The sequence below is a fragment of the Streptomyces rectiviolaceus genome, assembly GCF_039533825.1.
Classification (GTDB): domain Bacteria; phylum Actinomycetota; class Actinomycetes; order Streptomycetales; family Streptomycetaceae; genus Streptomyces; species Streptomyces rectiviolaceus.
Genome location: NZ_BAAAUG010000033.1, coordinates 15,830 through 33,027, shown reverse-complemented (window position 1 = coordinate 33,027; position 17,198 = coordinate 15,830). Strand labels below are relative to the sequence as shown.

Sequence of the window (17,198 nt, the reverse complement as noted above, 5' to 3'; positions counted from 1 at the left end):
CGGCCCGTCGGCGTGGCGTCGAGTGAGCCGCGGACAGCGGCGCGCACGCTCAAGGCGCCCCGTCCGCATGCGCGGAGGCCCGGCTGAGCACCCGCAGGGAGTGGAGCAACAGCACGCCCGCGGCGGCGCCGCACGCGACGACGGGTACGACACCGGGCCCCCAGGCAAGGACCGCCCCCTCCACCGGGGCAGCCAGCCACGCGCACCCGGGCAGACGCCCCGCGAACACGGAGGCGAGCGAGGCCGCCTCCACCGCCCCCGCGGCCCCCAGCATCAGCAGGGGTGCCCGCGTGAAGCCGTACGAGGAGAGCAGCCGGGAGAGCAGCAGCAGCGCGCCGAGCGCCCCGGCCCCGGCGGAGGCCGGCACCCCATAGGCGGACCCGGCCCCCACGAGCAGGGCCCCCAGGGCGCACAGGTACAGGGCGACCACGCCAAGGAGCAACGGCCGGACAGATGCGGTGAATTCGGCGAGCCCCCGGCTGAGCGAAAGCCGTCGCCGTGCCCCCACGGCGAACAGCCGCACGCACCACACCGCGGGCGCGACAGCGAGCGAGAGCCCCAGCGCGGCAGCGGTCGACGGCGCCCACGGGCCATCGGGACCACCCGCAACGGCGGCCCGCAGCAGTCCGTCGCCGAAGAGGGCGTACGCGACGAGAAGACACACCCACGCGCGCGTGGCCGGCACGACGTGGTGCGCGCAACGCAGCGGGCCGTACCGAAGGGCCACCCGCAGCGCGACGGCCACGGCGAGGGCTCCGCCGAGCCCCACCGCGAGCCGCGCACGCCCCTCGCTCAGCTCTAGCCCCATGGCTGCGAGCCCGCACACCACACCCGGCAGCAGGGCGAACACCGCCCATCCGGCGGGCACTTCGGGCGCTCCCTGCGAGGCAAGCGGCACGGGGACGCCGCGCTCCTCCTCACCACGCGGCACGCGCGCGTACATCTCCTCGGCGAGCGCGAACACGTCCCGGTGCCGGAACCGCGCGGCGGTCCTGTCGGTCACTCCGTGCGCCTCAAGACCCGCGGCGATCTCCAGCGGGTCGACGGCGCGCTCGCACAGCTCCCGGTGCCGGTGCATCAGGGCCTTCACGGGATCGACAGCACCGCGCCGCACGGGCTTGGAGCCACTACCGGCACCGGCGCCCGCCCCCCGCCATGCCGCGGGCTCCCGCACCAGTGCCGCGTCGGCCACCAGTTCCTCCGACCGCACATCCCACCCGCCGGGGCTCCCGGGGGCCCGTGGCGCGTCCACCTGCTGCTCCTTGCTCATACACCCGCCCCCTTCAACTGCTCCGGCCTGTCCGCCTCTTGAGCCCAGCTGGGCGCGCCGCCCGGGCCCGATGCCGTGCCCGCGTCCCCGCCACCCGCGGCGACCGCCCACCGACCGGGCATGTACGCCTCTGCCGGATTGCCGAACGGCACCGGCTCGCCCGCGTCGTCGACGGCCTCCCTGCGCACCGGACAGTGCGAGACGATCTCCAGGTAGATGCCGCGAAATGCCTCGATGTTCTGCTCCACGGTGAACAGTTCGAGCGCCCGCGCACGCGCCGCCGCCCCGAGCCGCTCGCGCCGCCCGGCGTCGCGCAGCAGCGTCACGCACGCCTCGGCGAGCGCCCGCGGATTGCGCGGCGGCACCACGAGCCCCGTGCCGCCGATGACCTCGACGACCGCTCCGACGTCGGTGGAGACCGTCGCCCGCCCGCAGAACATCGCCTCGACCAGGCTGATCGGGAAGCCCTCGACGACGCTCGAAAGGACGACGACGCTCCCCGCGGCGTACGCGTCCTCAAGATCGGGCACCTCGGGCGCGCCGATCTCCTCGAAGGACACGGGGTTGTCGCCGACGGCGTGCGCGCCCTGAGCCTCGTCGGGGAAGAGCTGTGCGGCGAGGGCCCTGCAGTGCGCGAGGTAAGCGGCCGCATCCTGGCCTTCCGCGGGCGCCCCGACGATGCGCAGCCGCGCCTTGGGCTCCTCCTTGCGGACCTCCGCGAAGGCGTGGAGCAGGGAGATCAGGTCCTTGGCGGGCTCGATGCGCCCGACCCAGAGGAGCGTGTCGGGGTCGCCCGGGTCCTCCCGCTCGCCGACCTCCGCGAAGCGGGACACCTCCATGCCCGGGTAGACCGTGCGCAGCTTGGCCCGCTCGGCTCCGCACCGCTCCTGCCAGCGGCGGGCGTGCGTGTTGCCGGGGGTGATGATCGTGGCCTGGCGGTACACCTCGGCGGCGAGCCTGCCGTGGAAGGAGGTGAGCAGCGCCCGCGCCGGCGCGCTCAGCGCCTCGTCGCCGGTCGCGAGGTAGTGCGCCCGCAGCTGCACGCCGTACTCGGTGACCAGGAGCGGCACCCCGGAGAAGTGCTTGGCGAGGAGGCCGGGTACCGCCGCCGGGCCGCCGGACGTGGCGTGGCACAGGTCCACCGCGCCGAGGCCGTCTTCCCCGTACCAGTCGAGGGAGAGCGGGCGCAGCGCGCGCTCCAGGAGGCCCGCCACGGTGAGCAGGGCAGGTACCCGTGCGGCGCGCGCGGCGCGGAGTGCGCCCGGCGCGCGGCACGCGCCCTCCAGGGCGCGCACGGCCGCTTCGGAGCGCAGCGCGCCGACGAGGCCACCCTGGTCCCTGGCGAGTTCGGCGAGGCCGTAGAGCGCGCTGCCGAAACGGTCCGCCAACTCGCCGGAGGCGCCGTAGGCCCCGGAGGCTCCCGCCGCCCCGGAGTCGCACACCACGGCCGCCAGTTCGCCGAAGCACTCCGCGAAGCGCCGCCGCGCCCGCCGTCCGTGCCCGGCTCCGAAGGTGGCTTCGTCGTCGACCGTCCACAGGGGCGCCGTACACACCCGGTTCACCTGGGGCGGCAGCTCGATCCAGCCCCGCGCCTCCTGCCGCTCGCTGCGGCTGAGTGCGTAGATGTCGAATTCGTGCTGCCCGAGCCCGCGCACGAGCCGGTCGCACCAGAGCCTGGCGTCACCGCTCACATACGGATAGCCACCCTCCGTAAGCAGTCCGATGCGCACGCGTACACCCCCGATCTCCCATATGGAGAGCCGCCGTTGGTCCGGTGGCTCGCAGCGGGACGAACGTATGCGGACATGCCGGTGGCGTGATGGACGGTTGTCCATCACGCCACCAAAAGGGGTGAACGGCCGTAACTTTCCCGCACCGGTAGCGTTCCGTCGCGCTATGGCGTTCGGAGAGCGCTCTTTGGCTACGGAGCGTTAAGCTGCGGCCAGCTCCCTGCGGGCCGTGCGGCGCTGTGCCGCGGCCTCCGGGTCGAGCGCGGGCACGGCCGCCAACAGCTGTTTGGTGTACGCCTGTCGCGGCGCTCCGTACACCTCGTCGACGGAGCCCTGTTCGACGATCCGGCCCTTCCGCATCACCGCGACCCGGTCACTGACCTGGCGCACCACCGCGAGGTCGTGGGCGATGAAGACGAGGGCGAGGCCGTGCTCCCGCTGCAGTTCGGCCAGCAGCGCGGTCACTTGCGCCTGCGTCGTCACGTCGAGCGCCGAGACCGGCTCGTCGCACACGATGACCCGGGGCTCGGCGGCAAGGGCCCGCGCGATCCCGACGCGCTGCCGCTGGCCGCCGCTGAACTCGTGCGGATAGCGCCCGTAGTACGCCGGATCGAGCCCGACGCGCTCCATGAGGTCGCGCGCGTGAGCGCGCACCACGGAGTCGTCGCGCTCCCCCCGGGCACGCAGCGGATCGGCGATGGACTCGCCGATGCTCCGGCGCGGGTTGAGCGAGGAGACGGGGTCCTGGAACACCATCTGCACGCCGGTCCGTATGCCGCCGCCGGACGCCGAAGCGTCCCCATGACGGATGTCACCCGCCGAGGGTTCGAGCAGCCCCACCAGCATCCGCCCGAGCGTCGTCTTGCCGCTGCCGCTCTCCCCCACGACTCCGAGCGTCTCTCCCCGGCGGACCGTGAGCGAGACCCCGTCCACCGCGGCGAACGCGCGCTTGCCGCGCCCGAACTCCCGCCGCAGGCCGACGGCTTCGAGTACGACGTCACCCTGCGCGCGGGAGGCCTCCTCGTGTGGTGAGGCCACCTCGCGTGGTGAGTCCACTCGGGGCACCGCCCCGAGCAGCTCCCGCGTGTACGCCTCCTCGGGCGCCCCGAGGACCTCCCGCACGGGACCGCGCTCGACGGCCCGCCCGTACCGCATGACCAGGACGTCGTCGACGCTCTCCGCCGCGACGCCGACGTCGTGGGTGACCAGGAGAAGACCCATCCCGGTCTCGGCCCGCAACGCGTGCAGCAGGTCGAGGATCTGGGCCTGCACGGTGACGTCCAGGGCGGTCGTCGGCTCGTCCGCGATCAACAGCTCGGGCTCGCAGGCGAGCGCCATGGCGATGAGCGCGCGCTGCCGCATGCCGCCGCTGAACTCGTGCGGCCGGGAACGCGCCCTGCGTACGGCGTCCGGAATCCCCACCCGGTCGAGCACTTCGGCGGCACGCGCGCGTGCCGCCCTGCGCGAGGCCCCCGTGTGCACGCGGTACACCTCGGCGATCTGGTCACCGACCGCGTAGTACGGGTCGAGGGACGACAGCGGGTCCTGGAAGACCATCGCCACCTTTCCGCCCCGCAGCCGCCGCAGTTCCTCGCCGGACGCTTCCTGTACGTCGATGCCGCCGACCCGCACCGTGCCGCCGACGTTCGCTCCGGTCCCCCGGTGGAGCCCGAGCAGCGCGGAGGCCACCGTGCTCTTGCCGGACCCCGACTCGCCGACGAGGCCGAGCGCGGCGCCCTTCTCCAGCGTGAAGGAGAGCCGGTCGACGGCCCGCGTCTCCCCGAAATCGACCACCAGGTCGGTCACTTGGACGAGACTCTGGGCCAGGCTCATGACAGGACCACCCTTCGGTCGGCCACCGCGTAAAGGACGTCCGCGACGGCGTTGGCGAGCACTACGAAGAAGCCGGTCACCAGGACCATGCCGACCACGACCGGCAGATCGACGACCTTGACCGCGTGCACGAGTTCGCGCCCCATGCCGGGCAGGCCGAAGAGCGTCTCGCTGAGCACGGCGCCGCCGAACATCGACCCGAAGTCGTTGGCGCTCAGCGCGATGACCGGGGCGACAGCGCCCCGCAGGGCGTGCTTGCCGATGATCGAGCGCTCCCCGACGCCGTACGCACGGAAGGTCCGCACATGGTCGTCGGCGAGGGTCTCCAGCATCGAGGAGCGGGTCAGGCGCGCGTACTTGGCGGCTTCGATCAGCGCGAGGGAGAGCCAGGGAAGCAGCAGGTTCCACGCCCACTGCTGGGGGTCGTCGGTGAACGCGACGTACTGCGGGAAGGGCAGCCAGTTCAGCTGGCCGCAGACCACGATCATCAGCAGCAGACCGATGACGAAGACGGGCGTGGCCGTGCCCGCGAGGGTGACGGCGGTCAGGACGCGCTCGGTGACGCGCCCGCGCCGCCAGGCGGAGAGGACGCCGGTGCCGACCCCGAGGATCAGCCACATCACCATGGCGCCGAGCGCGAGCGACCCGGTGACCGGCAGCTTCGCCAGGATCAGCTGGGTGACCTGCTGGTCGCTCTGGTAGGAGAGCCCGAGGCAGGGAGCGTCGCAGTGCTCCACGCCCGTGCCCGTCGAGTAGTCCTGTCCGACGAAGACGGACCGCAGGAAGTCCCAGTAGCGGACGTACACCGGGTCGTCGAGCCGCAACTGCTCGGACACCTGGGCCACTTGAGCCGGTGAGCAGCGCGGGCCGCAGGTGATCTGGGCGACGTCACCGGGAGCGACGTAGAAGACCGCGTAGATGATCACGGAGATGGCGAGCAGTGTGACGAGGGCGCCGATCAGGCGCCGCAGCAGAAACCCGGTCATGCCTTGCCCTCCCGCTTGCGCCCGGTCCCGACCCGCAGCCGCGACGCGGCCCGTGGATCGAGCGCGGTCCGCACACCGTCCCCGAGGACGGTCAGCGCGAGCACCGTCACGAACAGCGCCCCCGCCGGCAGCAGTAGGTACTGCGGCGCAGCCTGGTACCAGATGTCGGCCGATGTCAGCATCTGCCCCCAGGAAGCGGTCGGCGGCTTGACGCCGACGCCGAGGAAGGACAGCGCGGCCTCCACCGTGATGTTCATCGGGACGAGCAGCGCCGCGTACGTGATGACGGGGGCGGCGAGCCCCGGCAGGAGTTCGCGGCGCGCGATGCGCCAGGTGCTCCAGCCGCTGAGCCGGGCGGCGGCCACGTAGTCGAGCTCCTTCAGGGTCATGGTCTGCGCGCGCACGATCTTGGCCGTGCTGCCCCAGGCGACGAGCCCGATGACCAGGGCGACGAGGACGGGGCGCGGGAAGCCGCTGGGCACGATCGCCATCAGGGCGAGCGAGAGGACCATCAGCGGCATGGCGACGATGACGTCGGTGGCGCGGCTGAGCACCTGGTCGACCAGGCGGTTGCCGAGCCCGGCCGCGATGCCGATGCCGACGCCGAGGAGCACCTGCACGAGGGTCGCGGCGAGCGCGACGCCCAGGGAGACCCGCGCGCCGTACACGAGGCGGGCGAACAGGTCGCGCCCGGTCTGCGGTTCGACGCCGAGCCAGTGCTCGGCGCTGATCCCGCCGAACGAGCCGATCGGCACACCGCCGCGCCCGGAGTCGATGAGGTCGGGGTGGTACGTACTGGGGTCCTGGCCCTCGATGGCGGTGAGCAGCGGCGCGGCGAGCGCGACAAGGACGAGAAGCGCGACGACGGACGCCGCGACGAGGGCGGCGCGCTGCGCACGCAGCCGCCGCCAGAACTGACGGGCACCGGAAGTCGGGGCGGGCGCCGTGGCGCCCGTCCCCGCTTCCGAGGCCAACAGGGCCTCGCTCATGGTGATGTGACCGCTGACCCTTACTTGACCGCGACCTGGGAGACGTCGAGGACGCCCGTCCAGTCACTGATCACGACGTTCTTGACGTCCTTGCCGTACAGGCGCTTGTAGACCGGGTGGAACAGCGGCACGGTCAGGGCCTGCTCGCCGATCTTCTTGTCGAGGGCGCCCCAGCGCTTCGCGGCGGCGTCGAGGTCGGTGAGCTTGTTGATCTCGTCGATCTCGTCGTTGACCGACTTGTCGTCAAGGAAGCCGGTGTTGAAGTTGGCGCCGTCCTTCACGATCTGCCGCCCGTCGAAGATCGGGGCGAGGAAGGGACCACCGGAGGGCCAGTCGGCGCCCCAGTGGGCGAGGAAGAGACCCGGCTCGTCCTTGGCGCTGTGCACCTTGTCCTTGTAGTCGTTGTCCTCGAGGCCCTCCAGCTTGACCTTGATCCCGGCCTTCTTCAGGGCGTCCTGGATCGCGGTGGCGATCTCCGGGCTCGTCTCGAAGTCCTTGGCGTTGGAGTGGGTCAGCGTGATGGTGAGCCCGTCCTTGTGACCGGCCTTCTCAAGAAGCTCCTTGGCCTTCTTCGGATTGCCGTTCGCGCCCGCCGGGAAGTGGTCGTACTTCGTGTATCCGAAGGACTTCTGGTTCGGGAGGTACGTCGTCGCGGGCTCGGCGAGCGAGGAGCCGCCGGCGGCGTTGACCACGGACGAGCGGTCGACGGCGTACGAGACGGCCTCGCGCACCTTCGGGTCGTCGAAGGGCTTCACCTTCGGGTTGAAGGCGAGGTAGTTCGTGTATCCGAAGTGCCCGGTGCCGACGCGCGACGCCAGGGCCTTGTCGCCGGTGACCTTGGCGAGTTCGGCGGGGCCGAGGTTCGTGTCGGTGGTCACGGCGGCTGCGTCCGCGCCCTGACCCGCCGAGAGCCGCTGGTTGATGACGGAGGAGTTGAGGCCGGACCGCACGTCGATCTTGTCCGGGTAGGCCTTGCGCTCGGGATCGGTCTTCGCCGACCAGTGCGCGTTGCGCTCCAGGGTGAGGCGCTCGCCGTCGTTCTCGTTCTTGACGACCTTGTAGGGGCCCGAGGAGACCGGGTGCTCCTCGTACTTCGTGCCCTTGTCCTTGCTCTTGGGGACAGGCGTGAACTGCGTCTGGGTGGCCAGATAGGGGAATTCCCCCTCGGGCTTGTTGAGGTGGAAGACGATGGTCCGCTCGTCGGGCGTCTCGATCGACTCGAGCCCCTTGCCGCTCTTGTCCTTGTAGGGCCCGGCGTACTTGTCGCCGCCGATCAGCCAGTCCCTCAAGTAGGGCGCGCCACCGGAGAGTTCACCGGCGAAGGAGCGCTCGATCCCGTACTTGATGTCGGCGGACGTGATCGGTGAACCGTCCTCGTACTTGAGGCCCTTCTTCAGCGTGTACGTCCACACCGTGGCGTTCTTGCTCGACTTGCCGAGGTCCGTGGCGAGGTCCGGCACGACTTCCGAGCCCTTGGCGCCGTCCTCGCGGTTGCGGGTGGTCAGGGTGCGGAAGACGAGCGAGGGGACGTTGCCGCCGCCCGATGTGTAGAGCCGCGCCGGGTCGAAGTCGACCTGCGGGGCGCTGTTGAGGACGGTGAGTGTGCCGCCCTTGGCGGGCTTGCCGCCGGCGCCGCCGCTCCCTGCCTCGTTGTCCTCGGGGCCCGCGCAGGCGGCGGCCCCCGCTGCCAGGACGAGGCTGACGGATGCCGCTGCCACGCGGCGGGCTATGACGGACGGTTGACGCATGGGAAGGGACCTCTCGGAGAATCAAGCGGGGGAAGAGAGCTGAGGAAAAGAGCAGAGCTCGCCCCGGGGTCGCCGAAGAAGGTCAGTCAGGACCGCAGAGGGTGCAGAAGCTGCAGAGGTGCAGAGACTGCAGAGGGTCCTGAGAGAAAGCGACGCACGCGCCAGGGGCGGGCGTCAGCAACAGTGAATGTCGGACACGCAGAGCGCGGTCACGCCAAAGAGCGCCAGCTCAAGGGCGGCGCGCGAGGAGGCGTGACGAGGCGACATGCGGAGAAATATGAACGAAGTTTCGGCTGATGTCAAAGCTGTTGACCGACGACGCCGATCGACAAACGACCGCATGCCGATACTTCCGTCTCAACTCTTGGGAAACGCCCAGGGGTTGGCCTTGCACTTGATTCCGTCGTGGTCGAGGAACTTCGTCTGCTGCTGCATGACGGGGGCGAGCTCGCCGTCCTTCGTGCAGTCCGTGTGGTTGAAGCCGAGCCGGTGACCGACCTCGTGGTTGATCAGCATCTGCCGGTACGGATGGATGCGGTCGCCGTAGGTCCTGGCACCCTGCGCCCACCGATAGGCATTGATCATGACGCGGTCCGTGGCCGCGGAATCACACGAGACGTTCTGCTCAAGCGTGTCGAGCCCGGATTTCGCGCACCACTTCGCGGTCGTCCCCGGGCTGGCGAGCGTGATGACGAAATCGGGTTTCCCCGAAGAGATCCGCTCGAAGGCCCGGCCCCCGCCGTGCGCCCAGCTCCGTTCGTCGTTCAGGGTCTTCTGCACGGCCGACGCGAACAGCTCGCCGTCCAGGCCCATCCCCTTCTCGACGTCGACGCGGTAGCGGAACAGCTGTCCCTTGCCGGGCGCCTTGTCGAACCCGGCCATCGCGTCGAAGTCGCCGGACGCCGTGAGCTTGGCGTCGAGCGGGTACTTCTTGGCCATCTTCGTCTCGTACGTCGCCGGGGCGGACTCAGGAGGCGTGGGCCGGTCGTCCGAGCGGGACGCGTCCTCGCCGGAGCCACGGCCTTCCTGGCCCTTCGCGGCCTGCGTCTCGGGAGCAGAATCCTTTGGCCTGTCGGTCACCTGGCCGGCCACGACGACCGCGAGGACGGTGGTGACGGCGGCCGCGGCGATCCCGGTGAAGGTGCGGCCCTTGCCGCCGCCCTTGCCGTCCTTGGCCTCGTCGTCCGCGACATTTCCGGGGCCGCCGGTTCCGTCGGCTCCGTCAGCTCCGTCGGTTCCGTCGGTTCCGTCGGACCAGAGCTCTCCGTGCGCTTCCTCGTCCGCGTCGACCGCGCGGTCCCAGTCGGTGACGGAGGCGTACGGGTCGCGGGGCGGGGTGCCGGCCGACATGGGCGAGGGGCGGCTCGCGCCGCCCCCGAAGAGGTCCTCGTCGGCGAGGTCGTCGCCGAACGCGTCCACGTACTCGCGGCGTGGTCCCGGCACACGGGGCGGCGCGGTCCGCGCTCCCGGCGTCCCGTAGGCGGCGCCCATCCGCGGCCCGGCTCCCCATGCCCCGCCCGGCTCACGCTGCTCGGGGTGCCCGCCACGGACGTGCGGCGTGCCGTGGGAAGGCGTCGCCTGGGGCATGCCGTGCGGCGGGGTCGCCTGCGGTACTCCGTGCGCGGGCGTGCCGTCGTCCCCGGGGGCGCGCCTGCGGCGCCCCGTGCCGGGACCCGGCGGGCGAGCGCCCTGAGGCGACGGTATGTCGGTGGTGTTCGTGCTGCCCGTGTTGTCTGCGAGGTCGGACGAACCCCGGCGGCTATGACGTCCCACGTGCCGCCTCAGCTCCCCGCGCCCGAACGGCCGGATTCAGGCAACTCGTCTGCGTCCGCGAGGAGTTCGCGGACGGCCGTGGCCACCGTATCCGGATACTCCATCATCGCCACATGTCCCGCGTCCGGCAGTGTGAGCAGCCGTGAGTCACGGAACGCGGCGGCGGCCTTGCGGGCCATGCGGTACGAGACGAGCAGGTCCCGGCCGCCGTAGATGAGCAGTGTCGGCGCGAGCACCCGCTCCGCCTGCCGCCACAGGCCGTGCTGCCCGCCCAGCGTGTACGCGTTCACGATGCCGCGCGCCGAGCGTGCCATCGCGTCCCACATGTACGGAAGGGCGAGTCGGCGCTCCATCTCCCGCACGGCGGCGCTGAACCCCTCGGGCGAGATCCGGCCCGGGTCGCCGTAGCAGAGCGCCATGACGCCGCTGACGCGCTGCTCGGCCGTCCAGTCCTTGGTGAGCCTGGTGAACAGAGCCGCGACGCCGGGCACCGCGAGGAGTCCGGTCGGCAGCGCCGTGCGCTGCACCCGCAGCTCCGGGAGCGCGGGCGAGATCAGCGTGAGGGTGCGGACCAGGTCGGGGCGGACGGCGGCCACGCGTGTGGTGACCGCGCCGCCCAGCGAGTTGGCGATCAGGTGCACGGGCCCGTCTTCGCGGGCGTCCAGATATCGGATGACCGCGCGCGCGTGCCCGGTGATCGAGTAGTCGCCGTCGTCCGGCGGCGGCGAGTCGCCGAACCCCGGCAGGTCGAGCGCCGCGCAGTCGACGACGTCCTCAAGGAGCGGCATCAGGGCCGACCAGTTCTGCGAGGACCCGCCAAGACCGTGGACGTACAGCGCGGAGGGCAGCCCCTCGCGGACCGACGGCCTGGAACGCACCGAGAGCGTGAGCCCGGGGAGGGTGACCGAGTCGAGCCGCTCGCCCGCCGCGACCCCGACGGCACCCGGTTTGGGCGCGACGGAGGCGGCGATCACGTTCGGCAGCTCGGTCGAAGACATGCGGCAATGTTACGAGACGATCACACGGTGGTTCATGTGTTCGCCGTCACAGATCCCGACGATGTCGCCCGGAGATCGCGTAGCGCCCGGTTCGGCAGTCTCCTAGGCTCATAGGAGAGGGCGAACAGGGCACTCGCACCACTAGTCCGCTAGGGAAGAGAGCCACGATGACCGTCGACCCGTCCGACCCCGAGACCTTCGAGGTCGAAGAGACCGCAGATCCCAGCCCCGAGGCACCCGAGGCCGATGCCGCGGAGCAACACACCGACCTCGCACCGCGCGAGGACGACTCCTTGCAGGACGCGGACACGGACGCCGCCAACGAGGCAGACCTGGCCGAACAGGCCCGCGTCGTGAGCATGGACGAGGACGACTATCGCTGAGCTGCCCGTGTTTGCCCTGCTACGCACGGCTTTCACGGCCATCCAGTCCGTGAAATTCTCCGCTCGTACCGCGCACATCACGGTTACCGAAAAGTACGATGGCCGCGCGGCGCACACCGCACATTCACGATCATGGGAGGCGGCGTGACAGCCATCGAGCAGACAGAGGCAGCACGCCCGCGGGGCACACGCCTGCCGCGTCGTGCCCGACGCAATCAGTTGCTGGGCGCGGCTCAGGAGGTCTTCGTCGCGCAGGGTTACCACGCGGCGGCGATGGACGACATCGCCGAGCGGGCCGGAGTCAGCAAGCCGGTGCTCTACCAGCACTTCCCCGGCAAGCTCGACCTGTACCTCGCCCTGCTCGACCAGCACTGCGAGTCACTGCTGCAGTCGGTCCGTACGGCACTTGCCTCCACGTCGGACAACAAGCTGCGGGTCGCGGCCACGATGGACGCGTACTTCGCGTACGTGGAGGACGAGGGCGGCGCTTTCCGTCTTGTCTTCGAGTCCGACCTGACGAACGAGGCAGCGGTCCGCGAGCGCGTGGACCGGGTCACGCTCCAGTGCGCGGAAGCGATCTGCGAGGTCATCGCCGAGGACACGGGGCTGCCCCGTGACGAGGCGATGCTGCTCGCGGTGGGCCTCGGCGGCTACTCACAGGTGGTGGCCCGGTACTGGCTCGCCAGCGGCAGCACGGTCCCGCGCGACAAGGCGGTGGAGCTGCTCACCTCGCTGGCCTGGCGCGGCATCGCCGGCTTCCCCCTGCACGGCGTGGACGGCCACTGACCGGAGCCCGGTTTCCCGTTGCCGGATTCTGTTCCCGATCTCTGTTCGCTACTGGCGTGCAGCGGCGGAACCGTCGGCATCGCTTCACCGGGCTAATGTGTGCTGAGTACGGCGCGGACGCCCGCGCACATCACTGACCGTCGGAGGGACAAAGCCGTGGAGGTCAAGATCGGCGTGCAGTACGCGCCCCGCGAGATCGTGCTGGAGAGCGGCCAGAGTGCCGAGGAAGTCGAGCACGCGGTGTCCGAGGCGCTGACCGGCAAGTCGCCGCTGCTGAGCCTCGTGGACGACCACGGCCGCAAGGTCCTGGTTCCGGCCGACCGCCTTGCGTACGTCGAGCTCGGTGAGCCGACCGCGCGCAAGGTGGGCTTCAGCGCCCTGTAGTTCAGGGGCGCCGCACGCAGGACGAACAACGAGAACGGCCCGGTGGTCACAACCACCGGGCCGTTCTCGTGTGTTGACGCGCCCCGCGCACGGAAGGTCCGGGGGGCTGTCTGGAGGGTTGCATTCCGGCCGCCAGGGGTAAGACCGGCTACGACCGTTTCGCACCTGGCCGCGAGGGAGGGAACACCCTGTGATTCTGGAAGCACTCGGGTCCGCACTGCTCGGTTTCGCCCTGGCATGGGCCGCGGCCCACCGACTGCCCCACCGGTTGCCCGCACGCAACCTGGTCCTGTCGACCGGGGCGGCGGGCGCCGTGATCGGTGCCTTCGTCACGCACATGGCCCTGGGCGCGGGCCACGCACCCGCCACGATCGCGGGCGCGGTGGCCGTAGCCGCGGCCCTGCTCTCACTCCTGATCCGCCCCAGCCGGAGCCGACTGCGCCGTCGCTCAGCGACGGCGTAGGGCACGGGGAACGGCGCGCGAAACCAGGACGCACCCGCAGAGGCCAGGCGGCGGCGCCCAGCCACAACGCCCCCGCAGGGGAATCCGCCGAACCCAGCAGAGCGCTACGCCGCCAGGCCGAGCGCAGCCATCCGCTTCGTGTGCGCCTCGGTGATCCGCGAGAACATCCGCCCGACCTCGGCGAGGTCGAAGCCATCGGCGACGCCCCCGACCAGCATGGTCGACAGCGCGTCACGGTCGGCGACCACCCGCTGCGACTGCGAGAGCGCCTCGCCCATCAGCCGTCGCGCCCACAGCGCGAGCCGCCCGCCCACGCGCGGGTCCGCGTCGATCGCGGCGCGCACCTTCTCCACGGCGAAGCTCGCGTGCCCCGTGTCGTCGAGCACGCCGAGGACGAGACGACGGGTGTCGCCGTCAAGGCGTGCCGCGACCTCGCGGTAGAAGTCACTGGCGATCGAGTCGCCCACGTACGCCTTGACCAGGCCCTCCAGCCAGTCGGACGGCGCCGTCTGGCGGTGGAAGCCGTCTAGCGCGGCCACGAAGGGCTCCATCGCCTCGGTCGCGTCCGCGCCGATCGCCGAGAGCCGGTCCCGCAGCTGCTCGAAGTGGTGGAACTCGGCGGACGCCATCTTCGCCAGCTCCGCCTTGTCGCCGAGCGTCGGCGCCAGCTTCGCGTCCTCCGCGAGCCGCTCGAACGCCGCGAGCTCTCCGTAGGCGAGCGCTCCGAGCAGGTCCACCACCGCGGCGCGGTAGTGCGGCTCTTCGGCAGCGGTCTTCCAGTCCTGGGCGGCGATTCCGGTCGGTTCGGCAGGTGTGTCAGCGGCGGTGTCAGGCGTCTCCATAAACCGCACAATAGCCCGCTCGCAGCAACGTGTAAGGGCCTGGTCAGTGACTGTGACGACGACTACGTGACCAATTCGCCAGACACGGCTGCGAGATTCCGGGGTACAGTGGTAATGCGCCTGCCGAATATTCGTCGGGCCGTACGAATGAGGATGCCCGGTCGGAGGCCCGATCGGCTCCGAACCGACAGCCCTCCAGGCGGCCCGCACAGTGCGGACGGCATGAGGAGGGAACCTCAGCGGTACGAGCGCTCGAGCGCAGGCAGTGGTCCCGCGCCCCCGGCCCCGCCCCCCAAGCAGCCGGCGGTAGTGGCACGGTCACGACCCCCAGCGTTCGCCTCGGACTGCGTCCACAGAAGAGGCAATGCCCTGACTACGACTTTCCGCGATCTCGGAATTCTCTCCGAGACGGCCGAGGCCCTCGAGGCCGTCGGCATCATCAGCCCTTTCCCCATCCAAGAGATGACGCTGCCCGTAGCGCTCTCCGGCTCCGACGTCATCGGCCAGGCCAAGACCGGCACCGGCAAGACGCTCGGCTTCGGACTCCCGCTCCTGGAGCGCGTCACCGTCCCCGCGGACGTCGAGGCAGGCCGGGCCAAGCCCGAGCAGCTGACCGACGCCCCGCAGGCGCTCATCGTCGTCCCCACCCGTGAGCTCTGCCAGCAGGTCACGAACGACCTCCTGACCGCCGGCAAGGCGCGGAACGTACGCGTCCTCGCCATATACGGCGGCCGTGCCTACGAGCCGCAGGTCGAGGCCCTCAAGAAGGGCATCGACATCGTCGTCGGCACGCCGGGTCGTCTTCTCGACCTCGCGGGCCAGAAGAAGCTCAACCTCAAGCACATCAAGTGCCTGGTCCTCGACGAGGCCGACGAGATGCTCGACCTGGGCTTCCTGCCCGACGTCGAGCGGATCATCAACATGCTGCCGCCGAAGCGCCAGACGATGCTGTTCTCGGCGACCATGCCGGGCGCGGTCATCGGCCTGGCCCGTCGCTACATGTCGCAGCCCACGCACATCCGCGCCACCGCGCCGGACGACGAGGGCCAGACCGTCGCGAACACCAAGCAGCACGTGTACCGCGCGCACAACATGGACAAGCCCGAGATGGTCTCGCGCATCCTTCAGGCCGACGGCCGCGGACTCGCGATGATCTTCTGCCGTACGAAGCGGACCGCCGCCGACATCGCCGAGCAGCTCGAGAAGCGCGGGTTCGCCTCGGGCGCCGTGCACGGCGACCTCGGCCAGGGCGCCCGCGAGCAGGCGCTGCGCGCCTTCCGCAACGGCAAGGTGGACGTGCTCGTCTGCACGGACGTCGCCGCGCGCGGCATCGACGTCGGTGGCGTCACGCACGTCATCAACTACCAGTCCCCCGAGGACGAGAAGACCTACCTGCACCGCATCGGCCGCACCGGCCGCGCGGGCGCCAAGGGCATCGCGATCACGCTGGTCGACTGGGACGACATCCCGCGCTGGCAGCTGATCAACAAGGCGCTGAACCTCGGCCTCAGCGACCCGGTCGAGACGTACTCAAGCTCTCCTCACCTGTACGAGGAGCTGAGCATCCCGGCGGGCACGAAGGGTGTGCTGCCGCGCGCCGAGCGGACCCGTGCCGGGCTCCGCGCCGAGGAGGTCGAAGACCTCGGCGAGACGGGCGGCAAGGGTGGCTCCCGCGGGCGGGACCGCGAGCGTGGCGGCCGTGACCGCGACGGTCGTGACCGCGACCGTGGGCGCGCTCCTGCTCCTGCTCCTGAGGCGGAGCGCGAGCCGCGCGAGGCGCGTACGCCGCGCAGGCGTCGCCGTACCCGCTCGGGTACCCCGCTGGAGACTCCGGCTCCGGCCGTGGCGGTGGCCGAGGCCGCGCCTGCGGCTGTGGCTTCGCCCGAGGCCGAGCTGACGGAGCCGCGTGCGCCGCGCCGCCGTCGCCGGACGCGGAGCAACTCGGAGGCCGCGGAGGCTGTGGTCGACACGGTCGAGACCGTGCAGCCCACGGAGCCTGCCGAGGCCGAGACCGAGGCCCCGGCGACCAAGCCGCGCCGCCGTACGCGCAAGGCGGCGGAGCCCGCGGCCGAGGTGACGGAGGCTGCCGAACCCGAGGCCGAGGCCCCTGCTGCCAAGCCGCGCCGCCGCACTCGCAAGGCCGCGGAGCCCGTGTCCGAGACCGTCGAGGCCGAGATTCCCGCTCAGCCGACGGAGGAGACCAAGCCGCGTCGCCGTACGCGTAAGGCCGCGGAGGCTCCGGCTGCGGCCGCCGAGGAGGCCACGGTCACCAAGCCGCGCCGCCGCCCCCGCAAGGCGGTGGCTGCGCCGGCCGAGGAGAGCTGACACGCTCCGCTGAGGTTTGACGCCTGAAGGCCCGGCCCCCTACGGGGTGCCGGGCCTTCTGCGTGCCGCATCCCCCCAACTCCCCTTCGCTGTCGCGACCCGCTTCCACCTGTCCCGGCGCTCCGCCCCGGATTCCTCCCGCCCACCCACCCGATCACCCTGCAGTTGCCAGGCAGGCCGGATGCGCAGGCCGGGAGCATCGGCACGCAGCGCAGAAACCCGACCCCAACAGCTCCGCCCCAGCCCGGTTCCCCAGCCCGGTTCCCCAGCCCGGTTCCCCAGCCCGGTTCCCCAGCCCGGTTCCCCAGCCCGGTTCCCCAGCCCGGTTCCCCAGCCCGGTTCCCCAGCCCGGTTCCCCAGCCCACCCACCCGATCACCCTGCAGTTGCCGGGCGGGGAAGACCCACGACACGCGGGAGGGCGGACCACAGCGCACCAGCAGGAGACCCAACCCACCCCAGGGCACCAGCGACCGACCCCACCCGCCCACCCAACACCGCTCGGCTGCGGGGCAACGGGTGGGTGGGCGGGAAGGATCCGCGCGAAGCGCGGGAAAGGGCGAGCCCCCAGGGCCCCAGCAGCCCCTGCGGCTGCCGGGCAATCGGGTGGGCGGGAGGGGGAGATCCGGCGCGAAGCGCCGGGAGAGTGGACCGCGAGGCACCGGCGACCAGCCCCCAACCCCCTGCGGC

Annotated in this window: 14 protein-coding genes and 1 pseudogene; 5 read left to right on the top strand and 10 right to left on the bottom strand. The window is 71.4% G+C overall.

What is annotated here, in order from left to right; all coding sequences use genetic code 11:
* Positions 1 to 49: 49 nt before the first annotated feature.
* The 9 genes from ABD378_RS11435 to ABD378_RS11395 form a co-directional block, all read right to left on the bottom strand.
* A complete protein-coding gene (locus tag ABD378_RS11435) occupies positions 50 to 1,270 on the bottom strand; it encodes a hypothetical protein (RefSeq protein WP_344520506.1) in 1,221 nt (406 codons plus the stop codon).
* Positions 1,267 to 3,000 (bottom strand): DUF3492 domain-containing protein, encoded by a 1,734-nt coding sequence (locus ABD378_RS11430; RefSeq protein WP_344520505.1) that lies wholly within the window; start codon positions 2,998 to 3,000, stop codon positions 1,267 to 1,269. The genes ABD378_RS11435 and ABD378_RS11430 overlap by 4 nt, the downstream gene beginning before the upstream one ends.
* A 201-nt stretch (positions 3,001 to 3,201) precedes the next feature.
* Entirely contained in the window at positions 3,202 to 4,833 is a 1,632-nt protein-coding gene (locus ABD378_RS11425) for a dipeptide ABC transporter ATP-binding protein (RefSeq protein WP_344520504.1), read from the bottom strand.
* The gene (locus ABD378_RS11420) at positions 4,830 to 5,819 is read right to left on the bottom strand and encodes an ABC transporter permease (protein WP_344520503.1); all 990 of its coding nucleotides are present in this window, start codon (positions 5,817 to 5,819) and stop codon (positions 4,830 to 4,832) included. The genes ABD378_RS11425 and ABD378_RS11420 overlap by 4 nt, the downstream gene beginning before the upstream one ends.
* Positions 5,816 to 6,808 carry an ABC transporter permease gene (locus ABD378_RS11415; RefSeq protein ID WP_344520502.1) on the bottom strand — a complete coding sequence of 331 codons (993 nt, stop codon included), beginning with the start codon at positions 6,806 to 6,808 and terminating at the stop codon, positions 5,816 to 5,818. The genes ABD378_RS11420 and ABD378_RS11415 overlap by 4 nt, the downstream gene beginning before the upstream one ends.
* A 20-nt stretch (positions 6,809 to 6,828) precedes the next feature.
* Complete coding sequence (locus ABD378_RS11410; RefSeq protein ID WP_344520501.1) at positions 6,829 to 8,556, bottom strand: ABC transporter substrate-binding protein; 1,728 nt, start codon at positions 8,554 to 8,556, stop codon at positions 6,829 to 6,831.
* A gap of 174 nt (positions 8,557 to 8,730) precedes the next feature.
* Complete coding sequence (locus ABD378_RS11405; protein ID WP_344520500.1) at positions 8,731 to 8,823, bottom strand: Ms4533A family Cys-rich leader peptide; 93 nt, start codon at positions 8,821 to 8,823, stop codon at positions 8,731 to 8,733.
* Between the two features lie 90 nt (positions 8,824 to 8,913).
* The gene (locus ABD378_RS11400) at positions 8,914 to 10,329 is read right to left on the bottom strand and encodes a DUF3152 domain-containing protein (protein WP_344520499.1); all 1,416 of its coding nucleotides are present in this window, start codon (positions 10,327 to 10,329) and stop codon (positions 8,914 to 8,916) included.
* Between the two features lie 8 nt (positions 10,330 to 10,337).
* Positions 10,338 to 11,327, bottom strand: coding sequence for an alpha/beta fold hydrolase (locus ABD378_RS11395; RefSeq protein WP_344520498.1), 990 nt, complete (start codon positions 11,325 to 11,327; stop codon positions 10,338 to 10,340).
* A 167-nt stretch (positions 11,328 to 11,494) separates the two neighbouring features.
* Between ABD378_RS11395 and ABD378_RS11390 the strand changes: the two genes are divergently transcribed.
* The 4 genes from ABD378_RS11390 (at position 11,495) to ABD378_RS11375 (ending at position 13,343) form a co-directional block, all read left to right on the top strand.
* A complete protein-coding gene (locus tag ABD378_RS11390) occupies positions 11,495 to 11,710 on the top strand; it encodes a hypothetical protein (RefSeq protein WP_344520497.1) in 216 nt (71 codons plus the stop codon).
* Positions 11,711 to 11,854: 144 nt separating this feature from the next.
* Positions 11,855 to 12,496: a TetR family transcriptional regulator gene (locus tag ABD378_RS11385; RefSeq protein ID WP_160507089.1), complete on the top strand. Its 642-nt coding sequence runs from the start codon at positions 11,855 to 11,857 to the stop codon at positions 12,494 to 12,496.
* Between the two features lie 156 nt (positions 12,497 to 12,652).
* Positions 12,653 to 12,880: a DUF3107 domain-containing protein gene (locus tag ABD378_RS11380; RefSeq protein ID WP_055565193.1), complete on the top strand. Its 228-nt coding sequence runs from the start codon at positions 12,653 to 12,655 to the stop codon at positions 12,878 to 12,880.
* Positions 12,881 to 13,070: 190 nt separating this feature from the next.
* Positions 13,071 to 13,343: a hypothetical protein gene (locus ABD378_RS11375; protein ID WP_344520496.1), complete on the top strand. Its 273-nt coding sequence runs from the start codon at positions 13,071 to 13,073 to the stop codon at positions 13,341 to 13,343.
* 104 nt (positions 13,344 to 13,447) lie between these two features.
* On the opposite strand, the gene ABD378_RS11370 is transcribed toward ABD378_RS11375, so the two are convergent.
* A complete protein-coding gene (locus ABD378_RS11370) occupies positions 13,448 to 14,185 on the bottom strand; it encodes a ferritin-like fold-containing protein (protein ID WP_344520495.1) in 738 nt (245 codons plus the stop codon).
* A gap of 309 nt (positions 14,186 to 14,494) precedes the next feature.
* Between ABD378_RS11370 and ABD378_RS11365 the strand changes: the two are divergent.
* Positions 14,495 to 16,495: pseudogene (locus ABD378_RS11365) on the top strand (DEAD/DEAH box helicase); the annotation flags it as partial.
* Between the last annotated feature and the right edge of the window lie 703 nt (positions 16,496 to 17,198).

Bases quoted from the DNA above. Each gene is read 5' to 3' on its own strand.
- ABD378_RS11420 (WP_344520503.1), bottom strand. From the start codon at position 5,819: ATGACCGGGTTTCTGCTGCGGCGCCTGATCGGCGCCCTCGTCACACTG.
- ABD378_RS11395 (WP_344520498.1), bottom strand. From the start codon at position 11,327: ATGTCTTCGACCGAGCTGCCGAACGTGATCGCCGCCTCCGTCGCGCCC.
- ABD378_RS11405 (WP_344520500.1), bottom strand. From the start codon at position 8,823: ATGTCGCCTCGTCACGCCTCCTCGCGCGCCGCCCTTGAGCTGGCGCTC.
- ABD378_RS11390 (WP_344520497.1), top strand. From the start codon at position 11,495: ATGACCGTCGACCCGTCCGACCCCGAGACCTTCGAGGTCGAAGAGACC.
- ABD378_RS11425 (WP_344520504.1), bottom strand. From the start codon at position 4,833: ATGAGCCTGGCCCAGAGTCTCGTCCAAGTGACCGACCTGGTGGTCGAT.
- ABD378_RS11410 (WP_344520501.1), bottom strand. From the start codon at position 8,556: ATGCGTCAACCGTCCGTCATAGCCCGCCGCGTGGCAGCGGCATCCGTC.
- ABD378_RS11370 (WP_344520495.1), bottom strand. From the start codon at position 14,185: ATGGAGACGCCTGACACCGCCGCTGACACACCTGCCGAACCGACCGGA.
- ABD378_RS11435 (WP_344520506.1), bottom strand. From the start codon at position 1,270: ATGAGCAAGGAGCAGCAGGTGGACGCGCCACGGGCCCCCGGGAGCCCC.
- ABD378_RS11415 (WP_344520502.1), bottom strand. From the start codon at position 6,808: ATGAGCGAGGCCCTGTTGGCCTCGGAAGCGGGGACGGGCGCCACGGCG.